This window comes from Mesorhizobium sp. U510 (assembly GCF_059180695.1).
This window is the reverse complement of sequence record NZ_CP180532.1, coordinates 459,862-475,419: the sequence shown is the minus strand read 5'-3', so window position 1 is coordinate 475,419 and position 15,558 is coordinate 459,862. Positions and strand designations below refer to the sequence as shown.

The window sequence follows — 15,558 nt, the reverse complement described above, 5'->3', positions numbered from 1 at the left end:
TTGAAAGACCTTCAGAGCGGTGAGTCGTTAAATGCATCAATTTACGAGAGTGCAATTTTCGCGCTTCAAGGCCTTTAAGGCTTTCCGCTTGGATATTAGGCATTTCAACATTCTTGTCGGCCCCAACAATGCGGGTAAGTCAACGATTTTGACAGCCTTCAGAATTCTCGCCTCGGGAATACGAAGAGCGTTGGCGCGGAAGGCAACAATGGTGAGGGGTCCGCAAGGCGTGGTCCACGGCTACGAACTTGACTTATCACTTATCTCGGTAGCCGAGGAGAACATCTTCTACAACTACGAAGCCGACGAGCCAGCTTCAGTGGAATTTCATCTCTCCAACCAAAACTCCCTTACGCTCTACTTCCCCGAGCAGGGTGTTTGTAGGCTGATCCCAAACGCAAACGGAAAGATCATTGCTAGCCCGTCCAACTTCAAAAAACACTTCGACTGTGAGATTGGGTTCGTGCCGATCCTTGGCCCGGTTGAGCATCAAGAGACGCTGTTTGAAAAGGAGGCGGCGCGACTGGCGCTATTCAACTACAGGGCCGCCCGGAATTTTCGAAATATCTGGTATCACTATCCCGAGAAATTCGATGCGTTTCGTTTAGCTTTGCAAGAGACCTGGCAAGGCATGGACATCGAACGTCCCGAAGTTGATAGGTCCCATGGCAAGCCGATTCTCCGTATGTATTGCCCCGAGGATCGGATACCGCGTGAGTTGTTCTGGTCTGGTTTTGGCTTTCAGGTCTGGTGTCAGATGTTGACTCACATCATACAGTCGAGCGACGTTTCTCTTTTTTTGATAGATGAGCCGGACATCTACCTTCACTCGGAGTTGCAGCGTCAGCTATTGGCTTTGCTACGTAATTTAGGCCCTGATGTTCTCCTTGCCACCCATTCGACCGAAATAATAGGTGAAGCGGAGACCGATGAAATAGTCCTAGTTAATAAACATCGGCACTCCGGGCGTAGGATTAAGAGTTCCTCGCAGATCGAGGAGGTCTTCAGTGCTCTCGGCTCTAACATGAACCCTATTCTAACTCAGTTAGCTAAAACTAGAAGAGCTTTATTCGTGGAGGGCAAAGACTTCCAAGTTCTTGGGAAGTTTGCGAGGAAGATCGGCGCACTCAACGTTGGTCATCGGAAAGATTTTGCGGTTGTGCCAGTCAACGCCTTTAGCCCGGAACGCATCAGGAGTTTAAAAGCGGGCATGGAGGTGACGTTGGGCACACCTATCGTCGCGGCTGCAATATTGGACCGAGATTACCGGTGCCCTCAGGAATGCGAGGCCGTGATTGAGGCTTGCGCGGAATTCTGTCAGTTCGTCGTAGTTCACAATCGAAAGGAGGTTGAGAACTTTCTGTTAGTCCCCGCCGCGATCGACAGGGCTATGACGAGAGGGATGGCAGAGCGCTCCCAGCGGTCAGGCATTCGGACGGATTACTCCGACAGTATCAGCAGCTTTCTTGAGGAGCACTGTGAAGAGCGCAAGAGCTATGTGTTGTCACAAATCCTATCCGAACGCAGACGATTTGGGCGATCGACAGGGAGTTCTGAACACGAGACCGCCATGACCGAACGAGCTCTGAACGAATTCGGCAAGGTCTGGGGAGAATTTCAAGGACGACTGAATGTTGTACCGGGCAAGGATACGCTCGGCGCTGTCAACAAGTTCTTGCGCGACAAGTACGGGTCGAATGTGAGTCCGATGGGTATAATTGATGCTATGTCGCGCGATGAAGTTCCCAGCGAGGTTGTGGAGTTGGTTGAAATGCTGAAGAAATTTTCGGCAGCCAAGGCGCAACGCCCTAGCTGAAAAATGGGTAGCAAATGCGACACGTCACCTTGTGGTAGGCGAGTTCGAGCTTTCCCCCCGGTGGGGTGGGTGGCGCCAATTTTTGAGTATCATCATTCGCTCGGTCGACAAGATGTTCTCTGAAGTGCTTTTCCCCATAGCTTTTGAATGACGGAAACCGATAGGCGGTCCGCAGGGCTGCGGCTATTTCAAGTGCTTCAATTCCCATGGCCGCGCATTCGTCCAGGCAAGTATCAGTCGCATCGGAGGGCGAGACATGTTCGAACGTAAAATCGACCAGCCCTTGGGATTGAGCAAGTCGTCCAGGCAGGGTCAACGCTTTCTCGGCGAGCGATATGTCCAATGCACGCCAGCCATCATCGTCGGTCGGATATGCAGGAGTAGGCGGCATTTTCTGCCAGTCCTTCCCGGCCCTGCCACCTGACGTGTTGTAGAGGTCAATGTCTGAGAACCGGGAGAAGCATTCGTCTGAGAAATTCTCAAGGGCAACTGCGATGCGCAAGCCAACGTATGCGGCGTTGCGCTTCCTCTGCCCCCTGTCACGCAACCAACCTGCTACGATATCTACGAGTGCCGCACCTATGCCTGCACCAAGCAAGGCCGACATGACAGCCTGCCAATCGAATGTCATCTGGAGACCCCAAGTTTTCAGTGCACTCTAACAGCAAATTGCTAAGTCAGCGACGTAGTGCGTAGCCCTACTCACAATCACCTAGTCTCACTAGGGCAAGCCCATGTGAGTCTGCCAAATGGCTCGCTGCGATGTCTCACATGAATGGTCTCTTGACATTTTCCCGTTGTGTCTCACATAATGGTCTCACTTGATCGCCAATGGGAGACCCAATGCTATGACCACATCCGCACTAGTCGGCTACGCCCGCACTTCCACCACTGACCAAAAGGCAGGCCTTGAGGCCCAGCTTCGCGACCTTGAGCAAGCCGGATGCACCAAGGTGTTTCGCGAAGAGATTTCGTCTGTGGCGACCAAGCGGCCACAACTTGCCGCCGTGCTTGAATGGGTGCGTGAAGGCGACTCTTTGGTGGTGACCAAATTGGACCGATTGGCCCGTTCCGTGGCTGACCTCGTGGACATCAACAAACAGCTCAAAGCTAAGGGGGTGGGGTTGCGCATTCTCGGCATGAACCTGGACACCGCCACCGCGCAGGGCGAACTTATGGTCAACGTTTTTGCAGCCATTGCCCAGTTCGAACGCGAGCTAATGCTTGAGAGGCAACGCGAGGGCATCGCGAAGGCCAAGGCAGAGGGGAAGTATGCGGGGCGGCAACCCACTGCCCGCGCCAAGGCAAAGGACGTGTTGAGGATGCGGTCGGAGGGGAAATCTGTTACCGATATTGTGACGGCTTTGGGGATCAGCCGGGCCAGCGTTTTTCGGATAATGGCAGAACACACGGAGGCGGCGCCAACGAGCTAGGTGGATGGGGGTGGGGAAATGCATGTGAGGGCAAGATGCCACGTGGCGTGCCAGAGTTCTGAGGGGTGGAATGCGCGACGAAGTTCTAGGCTCTTCAAGACGCGTGGCTGAGCGAGAGCTTGAGGGGGTTCGCAAACGGCTCGACGACGCGACTGCTGAGGCCTTCCATGCGGGTAGTTTGCACGGGTCAAGGTATTTCCACGTCTTGGCAGAGCGCTCTCGCGAAGGTTTCCGTCAGCTCTGTAATGCCTCCTCCAGTCAGATCGCAAAGATCGAAGGCGCGGGGTCGCTACGATATGCAACCGCACTTGACGAGATGCTGAATGGGTTCCGGCGTGAGGTGCTGGAAATGTTCCCATTGCCCGGCGCTGGCCGCCAAAGCTCGGCATTCGACACATTCGCTCGCGAAGTCTTCGCGAACCTTGAGCAGCAGCTAGCTCAGGAACAGGCTGGAGCAATTGAGGATTTGCGACTTGGCGTTGCGGGAGGAGAAAGCGTGACTAAACACCCAAGTGTGAATGTCGACAATCGAGGAGGTTCGGCTCAAATTGCTGTGGGCGGTAGCGGCAATTTGCAGACTGTGCATGGGAATCTCCAGGCAGCGAGCGGAATAGACACGCGGTCACTCCTAGATATCCTTGAACTTGTCCGGGCAGAAGCACGTGAGGCCCCATTGGAGATGGAGCACAAGGATGCGATCGAAGATGCTGTTGTTGCCTTGGAGCATGAGGCGAAAGCGCAGGAACCCAACAAGGGGCGAGTAAAGCGGCTGCTGACAAGGATTGTAGACATCGGCAGGGAGCAAGGCGTCCCAATGGCACGTTCGGTGCTTGAGGAGTATTTGAAGAGCCTTGTGACGGGTGCCTAGGGGCATTGTGAAAGAGAACGATCTCGCCAATGTGCAACCTCTACAATATCACCACGTCGCAGGAAGCCATCCGCCAATGGACCCGGACCTTACGCGACATCTTGGGCAACCTTGAGCCGTCCATTGACATCTATCCCAACCGCCCCGGCCCGGTGGTGCGCAATGCGGTGGACGGGCAGCGGGAACTGGCCAACCTCCTGTGGGGCATGCCGACACCTGTCGAGCGGATGAAGGGCAAGGCGGACTACGGCACCACCAACATTCGCAACCCGCAGTATGGCCATTGGCAGCAGTATGTTGGCGTCGAGAACCGTTGCGTGGTGCCCGTGACAAGCTTCGCGGAACCCAGCCCAACGCCCGGCGACAAAGACCCTGAGACGGGCATCCAGCGGAACTACTGGTTCGCGCTCAATGAGGACCGCCCGCTGTTCTTCTTTGCCGGCCTCTGGACGCCGTGGCAGGGGGTGCGCAAGGTCAAGGACGGCCCGGGCGACTTTGAGCTTTACGGATTCATGACGACAGCGCCTAACGCGCTCATCAAGCCGATCCACGAGAAGGCCATGCCGGTGATCCTGACCACACAGGAGGAGACCGAGACCTGGCTAACTGCTCCGTGGTCGGAGGCGAAGCGGCTACAGCGCACGGCACCGGATGATGCCTTGGTGATTGTCGAGAAGCCGGCCACACAGATCAAGTTCCCACAACAGGCACCGCCAGCGCCAGCCCAAGGCTCGCTGTTCTAGCCTCTCGCCTTTTGCAGGATCCAAATATAGCCTTTCGGCGGGTGGTCTTGGTCAATGAACTGAGTCCTGACCGATGTGTCCATTCGACTGCACCGCTTGCATCTGAACTTGATGCCCTCCAACGGCTTGTTCCACCCCACCACCTTGACCACATCGTTCGCCCTAAAGCGGCCCACGTGGTAGCAATGGCCACATTCCACGATTAGCAACATGTTGGCCTTTGCGGCCCGCCCAACGCTGTCCATCGACCCGGCCATAGCTCACTTCCGAGTCAAGTAATCCTCGGGCAGCGGAAGAAGCCCAAGATGCCCTGCCCGGTAGTCGGGTTCCTTCTCCGCGACAGCCGCGAGCACCTCGTGCAACTTATCGACAAGCCCGCAAAGCTGCCAGAACAGCGGACCGCTTGCATTGAGGTGGACCTGTGCTGCGAGTAGCGTCTTGCGAAGACTCAGCGCGTCTAAAATGATCGCCTCCGCGTCTCGTGCAAATAGCCTGTCATAGCGGCTTTTTCGTCTGCCCATTTGCGGCTCTCCGTCCTTTGGGTAACCGCCCCACCCGTTATCCAAATAGGAACGCATTCCTCGCCGAGTCAATTCGGTCTTGACAATTTTGTTCCCTTTTTGTTCACTACACAGATGGAGCTTTTAGGAGCAACCGCCATGGACCACATTGTGACGCTGGACAGCCGCCAGGAGGCCGCCCTAAAGGCAATCGCCGACAAGTTCATTGCCCAGCACAAGAGCGACCCAGTGAAGGCGCTCAAGGAAATGATCGTGCTCAATGGGCATCTTCAGGACCGGCTTGACGCGCTTACCGCACCACGCCGTGCCACACGCTAGGAGGAAGGGGAACCGCTATGGGCACAATGCATTTTGACGCCGAAGCCAAAGCCGAGTTGCATTCAGAAGCCGTGAAGCTCATCGCCCGCTACGATAGCCCTCTTGAGACCGTGAAGGCGCTCATGGCCTACAACTGCGAGCTTGAGACTCAGATACTCGCCATCGCCCACCGGCATCCGGGGATAGTTTCCATCGGCTACGACGACACACCGCCTGTTGTTGGGTGATCGGAGCGAGCCCAATGCACGACCTTATCGCTTTCATTGGCAGTAACGCGGCGCTGGTCATCGCCAACCCGGCGGCCTTCGCCACGTTTGCCGTGCTGTTCGGCGGCGGCGGCTTTGCCGTTGGGCGCTATTTCTTGACGGAGCGCATTGCCAATCTAGAAAGCCGAATTGCGCGGCGCGACGAGGAAATCACAGACCTCAAGGCTAGGCAGAAAGCGCCTGAGCCAGACGCCTCTACGGTGCCTCTATTCGAGATGACTGAGGTTCTTCCTCCTCCACCGCTCAACTTAAACGGGCTTCTAGTCCAGCGGAAAGAGAGCCTTCATGTCAGATAACTTGATGCGCCAGCAGAAGGCACCGAAGCTAATTGTCGTCACCGCCTTCGATCGCGACGAGACCGGCGACCTTCAGCCTGTCTTTGGGCCAGCCGAGCAGCAGACCGAGGAGCGGGCCGTAAGGACCGCAAAAGGCCTTGCTACGAAACATGCCGGCGTCATTGCGTGGTCGCGTGATGCCAACCCCTCGCTTGGCGAATACGGGGAGCCCACGACGCTCTTTGTGGGTGGCGACGTGCCTGACATGGAGTGATAGCGCTAGTACGCATTGCACTGTCGCCAAGGCCGGTCGCGGCCCTCGACCACGTCCCTTGGTTCGTGACCTTGTCTTAGCCTTGGTCAACCCACCTGACCGTGGTCCTGCCGTGGCCGTTAGTGATGCCCTCGTCGTGTCCTCATCCGTTGCCCCTGTCATGCCCCTCAGCCTTGGCCGCTGCGGTGCCCCCCGTAGTAGTGGCTCCTGCCTTGCCCCTTGGTTGTGGCCCTGCCGTACCCTTGGTCGTGCGCCTGTCGAGGCCCCTCGGTGTTGCTCCTCAGTAAAGCCTCTTAGTATTGCCCCTAGCAGTGCCCCTGGTAGTGCCTCTAGGTAGTGCCCTTGGCAGTGCCTCCTGGTAGTGCTCCTGGTAGTGCCTCTAGGTAGTGCCCTTGGCAGTGCCTCTTAGTAGTCCTACTTAGTAGTACCCTTGACAGTGCCTCTTGGTAGTGCTCCTTGTAGTGCTCATCAGTAGTGACCCTTAGTAGGTCCCTTAGTAGGTCCCCTTAGTAGTGCCCATGCTCCATAGAGTACTGGTGCGGTGAAGGGAATCGACATCCAATGGCACCATTTGTTCTCATATTTCATAAACATTTCTTATAGAGATCACATTTAGCGACTTGAAATATCCCAGCCTGCGCATATGTGCGTGACGTAAGCCCAAATAATCGAGGCTCAACGAACAGGCAGAAACGGCGAACGCCGAGAGGAGTCAGGTAATATATGGAAAGTCGCCATCTAGCGGCCGTCGGAGCGGGCGGAAGGAAGCTTACTGCTATAGCAATCGCCTCAGTGTCATCACCCAAGCCGGGGTACTCTGGTGTGAGCGTGTCCGCTTGGCAGATTTTTGATTCTGAAACCGGTGAGGCTGAAGAACATCGGCTGATAGCAAGTAGGGGTGCCAATCGTCATCAATGGTACGCGCTGATAATGGCTGTACGTGGCGTGGTGGAAAGCTGCCGACCAGGCGACGAGGTGACCGTAGAAATCTCAATGTTTGATCTAGCCTCGGCGTTCCAAGCCCGAGGGCGGAACTCGTCCGGGAGATACGTCAAGGACGGCGCGGAGATTGCAGAGGTTATCACGTTCGCGTCTGAACAGGGCGTGGTCCTGATTGTGAACCATGCGCCGGTCGGATCACGTCAGAAGGCCCTAAAGAAGGAGGCGCTCAAGCTTAGCAGGGAACGGCTCGCCGGGCTCAGTGAAGACCAAAGGGCGTCAGCCCTTCCCCCTCCGGCCAAGAGAAAATTCGATGATTCGGACTACTAGCGGGGCAGTGATTGACGCTAGGCTCAAGGCTGCGGCTCGCACAGATCGACAAAGCTGCACCGTTCCCGGCTGCCAACGTCCATCTTCGTCGTCCAGTGGAAAAGGCCTATCCAGTTTCCATTGTCGCTATCACGTACAATACAGATCCCGCCACGGATCGCACTGGTGCCCGACCTATCGTGCGAGCGACCTTGCGCCATATGTCATGGCGTCATTGCGTTGGCTTGAAGGCAAACGAGATACTAGCTCAATAGCCACGGCTTTGCAGGATTTAAACATGACGCTGGCTTCCGCCGGCCGAGTGGACCCAGCAATGTATCTGCGGGGGCAGCCAGCTGCCTACAGGGCTCGTGTTGCATTCGCGCGGCTACGTGAGGCCGGCATCGATCCCCGCCGCCTGTTGGCCATTTATCTGGGCGTGGGTGCCCTTATTGAGGATGACTTTGGGTCTCATCGCACTCGCGAGTTCAGAATCGTCCAGGCGGCGAAGGCGGTGCATCGGTTGGCGAGCGGCACGCATAGGCGGTGGGAGATGTTCAACCCGCTATGCCCGGATGTTCACACCGAGCTTCATGCTTACCCACGGTCGTCTGGCATCGTGCTGCGAAAGATTGGGGCGACACTGGAGAGAGCCGGCGAACCGCTCGCTCGCGAAGCAGTCCCTGAAATCATCGCCGCGAAGACCAAGCGCTTCGGCGTTCATCCCTCCCATCTCCCCGGTTGGCGGCCATCGTGGGATAAGCGCGGGCGCTAGCGGAATGGTACGCGAATGCAAACAATCGAGTGATGTGGTTGAGCTATCCGGGTGCTCACATGTTGAGCGCGAACGGCTGCCAAGAGCGAGCTTAGGTCCCCCCACATGCCTTGTGGTTCCCTGATGCCTCCTCTCAGCAGCCGAGCAAAGGCCCGCCTCAGAGCCAAGGGGGATGGGGATGATTTGATAGCTCCCCCCACCACCCCAGACATTTTGTTTGACCCTTGGGCAACTTCAAGCGGCCCTAAGCTTTCCGCCATCGCCGCCGAGGTGACGCAAGCCGTTCTTTATGCCACCTCCAAGGAAGCCGGAAGCCGCGTAAGGATACCTAAGGCTGAGGTGGTGGAGAGGACGGGAATGGTTGTCTCCTCCATCATCGCCAACCTTAAGTTCCTCCATGTCGACCATAGGTGGGGGCAGTACCTCGCCTTGCCCATGAAGCACACCGCATTGACCCGCTATGACCGCACTGGCTTTGGCATCATGCCCAAGGTGGTGGAGGGGATGGAGAGAGCCGGGCTCATCATGCAGCATCCACCTGTGGCCCATGTGCGAAGGACAGGCATAGAGGCCACTGGGTGGCTGAAAACTGACCTGATGGCTGCCCAGGTTCGTGTTGGGGACATAGGGCGAGCCGAGGGTGAGGAGGTCATAAGGCTGTCTGCGCGGTCAGGCAGGGACCAGTACGGCAACAGGCTGCCTTCCGTCTTGGTGAACTATGAGGACACTGAGGAGACCGTTAGGCTGAGGGCGGAGATGGATGAGATCAATGCCTTCCTCGCCACCCAACGGATTGAGATCGATGGGCAGCCTCAAGCTGCCTACAAGCTGACCCGTCGCTTCCTACTACGGTCGCCATCAGACCGCACCGCGTTCAACCTTCATGGTAGGCTTTACGGTGCCTTCTGGATATCGATGCCTAAGGCTCAACGAGGTGGTCTAACGATCAATGGGGAGCCCATCGCGGACCTCGACTACGCCAGCATGTTCCCTAGGCTAGCTTATGCCCGGGTAGGCACTGAGCCGCCAACAGGGGACCTCTACGCCATCCCAGGTCTTGAGGAGCATCGCGCAGGGGTCAAGGCGGGGCTCTCCGCTCTCCTCTCGACTGAGACTGAGATGACCCGATTGCCTCCTAAGGTGAAGGATGCCTTGCCGACTGGATGGACAGCCTCAAGGTTTCGCGAAGCCGTCGCCACGAAGCACCCTGCCTTGGTGCCGCTCTTTGGCAGAGACATCGCAATGGACCTGATGTTCACCGAAAGCTGCATCCTGGTTGCCGTCTTGCTGCGGCTGTCGAGGATGGGGATCGTAGCCTTGCCGATGCATGATGGGATTATGGTCGCCGCATCCTATTCGATATACGCAATTCAGGTGATGCAGCAAGTTGCGCGGCAGACACTAGGATTAAAGCTTCCAGTCGTGATTAAGTGAGCTGACAGCGACGAAGGTTTGTTCCGAGGCGCAGGCTTCGAAACGTTGGGGGGAACATGTTAAGGAGATTGCAATTTCGAATTGGCTCCCGGCCGGAAGGGGAGCCTTTGACACTGCCGATAGAGCCGTCCGTCACAATTTTTGTCGGCCCTAACAACTCTGGAAAAAGCTTGACGCTAACTGAAATTCAGCAGGGCATAGTTCATGGCCATTTTCGAAATACGTCCATTTTGGCGGAGATGGAGTTCTCTCCGCTAACAGTCGACGAAGCAGACGCATACTCGACGGCTATCAGCACTCCTCCAAACACGAACGAGAACTTGAGCCCAGATCACATAGTTTCAAATCTTCCAAACGGACGGCACCATCTTCATTTGCCAATGCTCAGGGCTAACCTTATGGAACCGCACAGGGACCTCGAGTTTTTCGCACGGTACTACGCGGCCCACAAAATGCTCAACCTCGATGGCCAAACACGAGTTACTCTCTGCAACCCCCAGGAGCGCGGCGATCTAAAGAATCCGGATGCGCCCTTAGCGAGGCTCTTTACCAATGATGGCCGCCGCAGGCGCTTGAGCAACCTAGTGCACGACGCAATCGGACAATTTCTTGTAATCGACGCCACGGTAGGAAGCCAGCTTCAGGTCCGTTTCGCTGACGAACTTCCCGAGGACGAAAGGTCACTTAACGACGCCAACTTGGAGTTCATGAAGAATGCTAGGGCGCTAGCAAGCGTTAGTGATGGGGTGAAAGCCTATGCTGGCATACTTCTGCAAATGCTCGCTGGTGACCCTAAGGTCATAACAATCGATGAACCTGAGGCGTTCCTTCACCCGGCTTTGGCTAGGTCGCTGGGAACAGAGATTGCCAACGCTGCGGTTAACGAAAACAAGATCGTCTTCGCGTCGACACACAGCCCACAATTTGTGATGGGTGCCATTGAATCAGGAGCCCGGGTCAACATTGTTCGGCTTACCTATTCCCAAGGGGTGGGTACAGTCCGATTACTCTCTAATGACGGTCTGCGGAGGCTGATGAACGATCCCCTGCTAAGATCGACTGGAGTGCTGGAGGCCATTTTCTACAATTTCGTTGTTGTCACTGAAGCCGATGCCGACCGCGCTTTCTATGGTGAGGTTAACCAGCGGCTTGTTAGTACCGGAGATCATCGGGGAGTAAAGGCTGGTCTATTTCTTAATGCCAACGGTAAGGACACGGTCCCTAGGATTGTCGCCCCGTTGCGTGCCTTGGGAATTCCTGCAGCAAGCATTGTTGACCTGGACGTCCTCAAGGAGGGGGGAGAGGTATGGACGCGTCATCTCTCGGCGGCGGGGACTCCGGACGGTGAACGCGGCGCCTATGGTCAACGACGCACAGCGGTACTTGCAAGCTTGACTGCCCTTGCTCCCGTCAACTTCAAGACAGGAGGAGGCATTAACTTACTATTGGGTGGGGAGCGAGAGGCTGCGGAAAACCTTATTCACGACCTGGCTCGGTATGGACTGTTTTTGGTGTCAGTTGGCGAAGTTGAAGCTTGGCTGACGGGGCTTAACGTACCGCGCTCAAAGCAGAAATGGCTAAGAAAGATTTTTGAAGCGATGGGAAGCGATCCTGCTGCTCAGGGATATGTGCGACCAGCAGATGGAGATGTCTGGAACTTCATAGGGCAACTGAAGGAATGGCTTTCAGATGTTGCGCGAAGGGGCATCCCAAACTAGGTCCATCAAACAATCTTGGGGCACCAGCGTGGGGCACCGGGGTAAAGCTTCGCCTCATAAAAACTAGTTAAATCAATGGATAATGGTGGAAATGGCAATTTGGCGGAGAGGGAGGGATTCGAACCCCCGATGGGCTTGCACCCATGCCGCATTTCGAGTGCGGTGCATTCGACCACTCTGCCACCTCTCCGCGGTCATGGTCGGCCGTTGCCGGCGCGGCGCACTAGATAACGGCTGAACGGGCAGGTTACAAGGCCAAATCCACCGATATTTGGCTTGTCATCCGGCCTGCCGGGCAAGCAGCTGAAACAGGGCAGGTCTTTGCGGTCGAACCCACGCGGTTTCACGGGCCAACCACGCATACCCGCCGCCAGGTGAAGGCAACGCCGGTCGGTCAAGTCGACATGCCTGGTCTTTGCCGGCCAATGACCTCCCCGGCAACGGCTGTTGCCTTGACTCCCACGCAACCTTCGGTTAGGGACAGCGCGCAATCGGCGTGGAGGGTTCTTCCGCGCCGCTTGTTTTTTGAACCCGCAGACTGACAAAAAGACGGCCGAACCGCCTCAGGCGGTTCATCGAGGCCGACCGAACAGCGAAAGGCAAAAAATGTTCGCAGTCATTAAAACGGGCGGTAAGCAGTATCGCGTTGCCGCCAACGATCTCCTGAAGATCGAAAAAGTCGAAGCCAATGTCGGCGATATCGTCGAGATCGGCCACGTGCTCGCGCATGGCGAGGGCGAGAATGTGACGTTCGGCGCGCCGTTCGTCGATGGCGCTCTGGTCACCGCCGAAGTCGTCGAGCAGGGCAAGAACCGCACGGTCATCGCTTTCAAGAAGCGCCGCCGTCAGAATTCGCGCCGCAAGATCGGCCATCGCCAGCTTTTGACCACCGTGCGGATCTCCGAGATCCTGCTGGGTGGCGCGAAGCCCGCCAAGAAGGCCGCCGTGAAGGCGGAAGCCAAGGCCGAGGTTGCTGCCGAGGCTGCGCCGAAGGAGGCCAAGGCCAAGAAGGAAGCTGCCCCCAAGGCAGACGTGACGGCCGAGACCGCCGCCGCGCCGCTGTTCAAGGCGCCGAAGGGCGAGCCGGACGACCTGACCGTGATCAAGGGCATCGGCCCGGTCGCCGCCAAGGATCTCAACGAGCAGGGCATCATCACCTTCGCGCAGCTCGCCAAGCTGACCGACAAGGATGTCGCCAAGATCGACGAGCACATGCCGTTCAGCGCCGACCAGATCAAGGACTGGCGCGAACAGGCCAAGGAACTGGCGAAGAAGTAATTTTTCCGGCGAAACATCCGCCGGATCGGACTTGAAACGGAACGCGAACGCGTTCATAAGGCCTTTTAGGCGCCTTGCGGCGCAACGGAGTTAGTTAGATGGCACACAAGAAAGCTGGCGGCTCGTCGCGCAACGGTCGCGACTCGCATTCCAAGCGTCTGGGCGTGAAGAAGTTCGGCGGCGAAGCCGTCATCCCGGGCAACATCATCATTCGTCAACGCGGCACCACCTGGCATCCCGGCGTCAATGTCGGCATGGGCACGGACCATACGCTTTTTGCGCTCGAATCCGGCGCAGTCACCTTCAACAAAAAAGCCAACGGCCGAACCTACGTATCGGTCAACCCGATTACCAAAGCCGCGGAGTAGCCGGTTCCGCACTAGAACACCGGCGCCCATCTCGGGAACCGGTGTCTGGCAATGCCAGGAAAAGGATCAGGGGAGATGGGTTTTCCATCTCCCCTTTTTTCTTGCCTGGAGGACTAAAATGGTTGCCGAAGCGGAAGACTCAGAAGACGAAAGTTACGCGATAGACTGCCCGGTGCTGGTCACCGAGCGGCTGGTGATGCGGGCGCCGCGCGAGAGTGACATCGCGCAACTGGTCGAGCTTGCCGACAACCGTCATGTCGCCGAAATGCTGGCGCGCATGCCGCACCCCTATGGCGAGGCCGAGGCCCGCGCTTTCCTGGCCATGACACGGTCGCGCCGCGCCGGCATCGCCTATGCCTTGACGCTGGCCGGCACCGACACTTTCGTCGGCTGCGCGGGGCTCAACACCACCGATCGCGGGCTGGAGCTCGGCTACTGGATCGGCGAACCCTACTGGAAGCGCGGCTATGCGACGGAAGCCGCCCACGCCCTGGTCGACCTCGCCTTCCAGAAGACATCGGTCCAGGTGCTGCATGCCTCGACGCGGGTCATCAATCCGGCCTCGCGCCGGGTGATCCACAAGTGCGGCTTCCAGTATGCCGGCCAGGGCATGCTGAACTCGATCGTCGCCGGCCAGGTGCCTGTCGAGCGCTACAGGCTCGACAGGAAGACGTGGATCAGCCTGCGCAACTGGGTGCATTTTTGATGGATGGCGCTTTGATGGATGGCGCCGGGCAAGCCAATGGCCGATGACAGCAACGATATTGAAACGATCGCGATCGCGCCGATAACGCCGGGTCGCATCGAAAGCTTTCATCGCGCGCTTGATCTCGTTGCGCGTGAGCGGAAGTACCTGTCCTTCCTCGAGGCGCCGCCACTCGACCAAACCCGGCGATTCGTGTTGGACCGTATCGTGGCCGGCGATCCAGGTTTCGTCGCCGTTGTTCACGGCGAGGTGGTCGGCTGGTGCGATATCTCACGCCATGACCGGCTCATCCATGCGCATCGTGGCAGCCTCGGAATGGGGATTGTTGCCTCCCATCGCGGGCGTGGCCTCGGACTGCGGCTTATCAATGCCACCCTGGCGCAGGCACGCAAGGTCGGCTTTGCCCGCGTCGAGCTGTCCGTACATGCCGACAATGCCCGTGCAATCGCCCTTTACGACAAGGTGGGGTTTGTCAGGGAGGGCGTGCAGCGCGACGCTATCCGTATCGACGGGCACTACGGCGATACGATCATGATGGCGATCGTCGAACGCGAAAACGCAGCCGGATGAGGTGCGTCAGCCCAGTTCGGCCCACACCGGCAGGTGGTCCGAACCGGTTGCCTGGTGGTCGACCCACAGGCGCTTCAGCGATCTGGCAAGCGAGGCGCTGGTGAAGACGTAGTCGATGCGCTTGTGGCGGCTGGTGTTCGCCGGGTCCTTGGGGTCGACCCAACTGGCGAGATCGTCGCCGGCGACGTTGAGGCGCACGGCGGCGTCGACGGCGAAGTCGGCGGTCAGCGGCATACCGAACTGGTGATCCGGCCGGCCGGCCAGTTCGACATATTCGGGCGAGCCTGCCAGCATGTTGAAATCGCCCATGGCGACAAAGGCCTCGGGGTGCGGCAATTCCGGCAGTCCGATCTCGGCGACGCCGGACAGCGCGCCGCCTTCGAGCGCGTAGTTCAAAAGGCGCCGGCGCAGGAACTGGATCTGGCTCGCGCGTTCGACCGGGCTACGGTGATCGAGATGGATGGAATAGAAGCGTATAAAGCCAAGCGGCGTCTCGATCAGCGCTTCCAGCGCGCCGCGCTGGAAGTTCATCATCTCGAAGCTGCGGCTGCGCGGCAAAAGCAGGTTGCGCGACAGATGAATGGGCGTCTTCGACAGCATCATGTTGCCGAGCTGGAAGGTTGTGGTGATGGCGCGGCCGTTGTCGATGCGCGAGCCGATATTGGCCTCGAAATTGCTGCCATAGACGGCGAAATAGTCCGGCAGCGCCTCGCCGATCTCGGCGACCATGTCGCGCCCGCCGTTCCTCGGATTGTTGCGGGTGACCTCCTGCAGCGCGATCACATCGGCGCCGCGCACCGCGTCGGCAATGCGCGCGACATCGTATTGCCCATCAAGGCCGATGCCGTACTGGATGTTGTAGGTTACAAGCTTCATGCCAACATGTCTCCGGCCGACCCCAAGCGGCCATTGTCACAAAACGGTCTCGCCCTTGACCGCGCCTTGGT

Annotated in this window: 19 protein-coding genes and 1 tRNA gene; 16 read left to right on the top strand and 4 right to left on the bottom strand. The window is 57.8% G+C overall.

Annotation, left to right across the window (positions count from 1 at the left end; genetic code table 11):
- Positions 1 to 31 precede the first annotated feature (31 nt).
- On the top strand, positions 32 to 1,816 hold the full coding sequence (locus tag ACLGL5_RS04255) for an ATP-dependent nuclease (protein WP_069090397.1): 1,785 nt from the start codon (positions 32 to 34) through the stop codon (positions 1,814 to 1,816).
- Here ACLGL5_RS04255 and ACLGL5_RS04250 read toward each other — a convergent pair.
- Positions 1,809 to 2,447 carry a hypothetical protein gene (locus tag ACLGL5_RS04250; protein WP_494372875.1) on the bottom strand — a complete coding sequence of 213 codons (639 nt, stop codon included), beginning with the start codon at positions 2,445 to 2,447 and terminating at the stop codon, positions 1,809 to 1,811. The genes ACLGL5_RS04255 and ACLGL5_RS04250 overlap by 8 nt on opposite strands.
- 217 nt (positions 2,448 to 2,664) lie before the next feature.
- Between ACLGL5_RS04250 and ACLGL5_RS04245 the strand changes: the two genes are divergently transcribed.
- The 3 genes from ACLGL5_RS04245 (at position 2,665) to ACLGL5_RS04235 (ending at position 4,860) form a co-directional block, all read left to right on the top strand.
- Positions 2,665 to 3,249, top strand: coding sequence for a recombinase family protein (locus ACLGL5_RS04245; protein WP_069090395.1), 585 nt, complete (start codon positions 2,665 to 2,667; stop codon positions 3,247 to 3,249).
- A 70-nt stretch (positions 3,250 to 3,319) separates the two neighbouring features.
- Positions 3,320 to 4,117, top strand: coding sequence for a hypothetical protein (locus ACLGL5_RS04240; RefSeq protein WP_069090394.1), 798 nt, complete (start codon positions 3,320 to 3,322; stop codon positions 4,115 to 4,117).
- Between the two features lie 29 nt (positions 4,118 to 4,146).
- Positions 4,147 to 4,860, top strand: coding sequence for an SOS response-associated peptidase (locus ACLGL5_RS04235; protein ID WP_069090393.1), 714 nt, complete (start codon positions 4,147 to 4,149; stop codon positions 4,858 to 4,860).
- A gap of 260 nt (positions 4,861 to 5,120) precedes the next feature.
- On the opposite strand, the gene ACLGL5_RS04230 is transcribed toward ACLGL5_RS04235, so the two are convergent.
- On the bottom strand, positions 5,121 to 5,381 hold the full coding sequence (locus ACLGL5_RS04230; protein WP_069090391.1) for a hypothetical protein: 261 nt from the start codon (positions 5,379 to 5,381) through the stop codon (positions 5,121 to 5,123).
- Between the two features lie 138 nt (positions 5,382 to 5,519).
- On the opposite strand from ACLGL5_RS04230, the gene ACLGL5_RS04225 reads away from it, so the two are divergent.
- The 8 genes from ACLGL5_RS04225 to ACLGL5_RS04190 all read left to right on the top strand — a co-directional run bounded on the left by ACLGL5_RS04225 (position 5,520) and on the right by ACLGL5_RS04190 (position 11,689).
- Positions 5,520 to 5,699 carry a hypothetical protein gene (locus ACLGL5_RS04225; RefSeq protein ID WP_069090390.1) on the top strand — a complete coding sequence of 60 codons (180 nt, stop codon included), beginning with the start codon at positions 5,520 to 5,522 and terminating at the stop codon, positions 5,697 to 5,699.
- Positions 5,700 to 5,716: 17 nt separating this feature from the next.
- Entirely contained in the window at positions 5,717 to 5,926 is a 210-nt protein-coding gene (locus tag ACLGL5_RS04220; protein WP_069090389.1) for a hypothetical protein, read from the top strand.
- A 14-nt stretch (positions 5,927 to 5,940) separates the two neighbouring features.
- Entirely contained in the window at positions 5,941 to 6,261 is a 321-nt protein-coding gene (locus ACLGL5_RS04215) for a hypothetical protein (protein WP_141700863.1), read from the top strand.
- Positions 6,251 to 6,514, top strand: coding sequence for a hypothetical protein (locus ACLGL5_RS04210; protein WP_069090388.1), 264 nt, complete (start codon positions 6,251 to 6,253; stop codon positions 6,512 to 6,514). Before ACLGL5_RS04215 ends, ACLGL5_RS04210 begins: the two co-directional genes overlap by 11 nt.
- A 723-nt stretch (positions 6,515 to 7,237) precedes the next feature.
- Complete coding sequence (locus tag ACLGL5_RS04205) at positions 7,238 to 7,783, top strand: hypothetical protein (protein ID WP_141700862.1); 546 nt, start codon at positions 7,238 to 7,240, stop codon at positions 7,781 to 7,783.
- Positions 7,784 to 8,060: 277 nt separating this feature from the next.
- Positions 8,061 to 8,537, top strand: a complete 477-nt coding sequence (locus ACLGL5_RS04200) for a hypothetical protein (protein WP_245306987.1) — start codon at positions 8,061 to 8,063, stop codon at positions 8,535 to 8,537.
- Positions 8,538 to 8,660: 123 nt separating this feature from the next.
- On the top strand, positions 8,661 to 9,971 hold the full coding sequence (locus ACLGL5_RS04195; RefSeq protein WP_141700861.1) for a hypothetical protein: 1,311 nt from the start codon (positions 8,661 to 8,663) through the stop codon (positions 9,969 to 9,971).
- Between the two features lie 107 nt (positions 9,972 to 10,078).
- Positions 10,079 to 11,689: an ATP-dependent nuclease gene (locus ACLGL5_RS04190; protein WP_171903226.1), complete on the top strand. Its 1,611-nt coding sequence runs from the start codon at positions 10,079 to 10,081 to the stop codon at positions 11,687 to 11,689.
- A 100-nt stretch (positions 11,690 to 11,789) separates the two neighbouring features.
- Here the strand turns inward: ACLGL5_RS04190 and ACLGL5_RS04185 are convergent.
- Positions 11,790 to 11,879, bottom strand: a tRNA-Ser gene (locus ACLGL5_RS04185).
- A gap of 416 nt (positions 11,880 to 12,295) precedes the next feature.
- Here ACLGL5_RS04185 and ACLGL5_RS04180 point away from each other — a divergent pair.
- From ACLGL5_RS04180 to ACLGL5_RS04165, 4 genes are all read left to right on the top strand, one after another.
- On the top strand, positions 12,296 to 12,967 hold the full coding sequence (locus ACLGL5_RS04180; RefSeq protein ID WP_010912121.1) for a 50S ribosomal protein L21: 672 nt from the start codon (positions 12,296 to 12,298) through the stop codon (positions 12,965 to 12,967).
- A 98-nt stretch (positions 12,968 to 13,065) separates the two neighbouring features.
- Entirely contained in the window at positions 13,066 to 13,335 is a 270-nt protein-coding gene (gene rpmA / locus ACLGL5_RS04175) for a 50S ribosomal protein L27 (protein WP_010912120.1), read from the top strand.
- 118 nt (positions 13,336 to 13,453) lie between these two features.
- Complete coding sequence (locus tag ACLGL5_RS04170; protein WP_019861830.1) at positions 13,454 to 14,041, top strand: GNAT family N-acetyltransferase; 588 nt, start codon at positions 13,454 to 13,456, stop codon at positions 14,039 to 14,041.
- Positions 14,042 to 14,077: 36 nt separating this feature from the next.
- The gene (locus tag ACLGL5_RS04165) at positions 14,078 to 14,611 is read left to right on the top strand and encodes a GNAT family N-acetyltransferase (RefSeq protein ID WP_027047506.1); all 534 of its coding nucleotides are present in this window, start codon (positions 14,078 to 14,080) and stop codon (positions 14,609 to 14,611) included.
- Positions 14,612 to 14,617: 6 nt separating this feature from the next.
- On the opposite strand, the gene ACLGL5_RS04160 is transcribed toward ACLGL5_RS04165, so the two are convergent.
- Complete coding sequence (locus ACLGL5_RS04160) at positions 14,618 to 15,487, bottom strand: endonuclease/exonuclease/phosphatase family protein (protein WP_019861828.1); 870 nt, start codon at positions 15,485 to 15,487, stop codon at positions 14,618 to 14,620.
- Positions 15,488 to 15,558 lie beyond the last annotated feature (71 nt).

Excerpts from the sequence above, each read along its gene's own strand:
- ACLGL5_RS04255 (WP_069090397.1), top strand. The coding sequence starts at position 32 with ATGCATCAATTTACGAGAGTGCAATTTTCGCGCTTCAAGGCCTTTAAG.
- ACLGL5_RS04250 (WP_494372875.1), bottom strand. The coding sequence starts at position 2,447 with ATGACATTCGATTGGCAGGCTGTCATGTCGGCCTTGCTTGGTGCAGGC.
- ACLGL5_RS04245 (WP_069090395.1), top strand. The coding sequence starts at position 2,665 with ATGACCACATCCGCACTAGTCGGCTACGCCCGCACTTCCACCACTGAC.
- ACLGL5_RS04240 (WP_069090394.1), top strand. The coding sequence starts at position 3,320 with ATGCGCGACGAAGTTCTAGGCTCTTCAAGACGCGTGGCTGAGCGAGAG.
- ACLGL5_RS04235 (WP_069090393.1), top strand. The coding sequence starts at position 4,147 with ATGTGCAACCTCTACAATATCACCACGTCGCAGGAAGCCATCCGCCAA.
- ACLGL5_RS04230 (WP_069090391.1), bottom strand. The coding sequence starts at position 5,381 with ATGGGCAGACGAAAAAGCCGCTATGACAGGCTATTTGCACGAGACGCG.
- ACLGL5_RS04225 (WP_069090390.1), top strand. The coding sequence starts at position 5,520 with ATGGACCACATTGTGACGCTGGACAGCCGCCAGGAGGCCGCCCTAAAG.
- ACLGL5_RS04220 (WP_069090389.1), top strand. The coding sequence starts at position 5,717 with ATGGGCACAATGCATTTTGACGCCGAAGCCAAAGCCGAGTTGCATTCA.
- ACLGL5_RS04215 (WP_141700863.1), top strand. The coding sequence starts at position 5,941 with ATGCACGACCTTATCGCTTTCATTGGCAGTAACGCGGCGCTGGTCATC.
- ACLGL5_RS04210 (WP_069090388.1), top strand. The coding sequence starts at position 6,251 with ATGTCAGATAACTTGATGCGCCAGCAGAAGGCACCGAAGCTAATTGTC.
- ACLGL5_RS04205 (WP_141700862.1), top strand. The coding sequence starts at position 7,238 with ATGGAAAGTCGCCATCTAGCGGCCGTCGGAGCGGGCGGAAGGAAGCTT.
- ACLGL5_RS04200 (WP_245306987.1), top strand. The coding sequence starts at position 8,061 with ATGACGCTGGCTTCCGCCGGCCGAGTGGACCCAGCAATGTATCTGCGG.
- ACLGL5_RS04195 (WP_141700861.1), top strand. The coding sequence starts at position 8,661 with ATGCCTCCTCTCAGCAGCCGAGCAAAGGCCCGCCTCAGAGCCAAGGGG.
- ACLGL5_RS04180 (WP_010912121.1), top strand. The coding sequence starts at position 12,296 with ATGTTCGCAGTCATTAAAACGGGCGGTAAGCAGTATCGCGTTGCCGCC.
- rpmA (WP_010912120.1), top strand. The coding sequence starts at position 13,066 with ATGGCACACAAGAAAGCTGGCGGCTCGTCGCGCAACGGTCGCGACTCG.
- ACLGL5_RS04170 (WP_019861830.1), top strand. The coding sequence starts at position 13,454 with ATGGTTGCCGAAGCGGAAGACTCAGAAGACGAAAGTTACGCGATAGAC.
- ACLGL5_RS04165 (WP_027047506.1), top strand. The coding sequence starts at position 14,078 with ATGGCCGATGACAGCAACGATATTGAAACGATCGCGATCGCGCCGATA.
- ACLGL5_RS04160 (WP_019861828.1), bottom strand. The coding sequence starts at position 15,487 with ATGAAGCTTGTAACCTACAACATCCAGTACGGCATCGGCCTTGATGGG.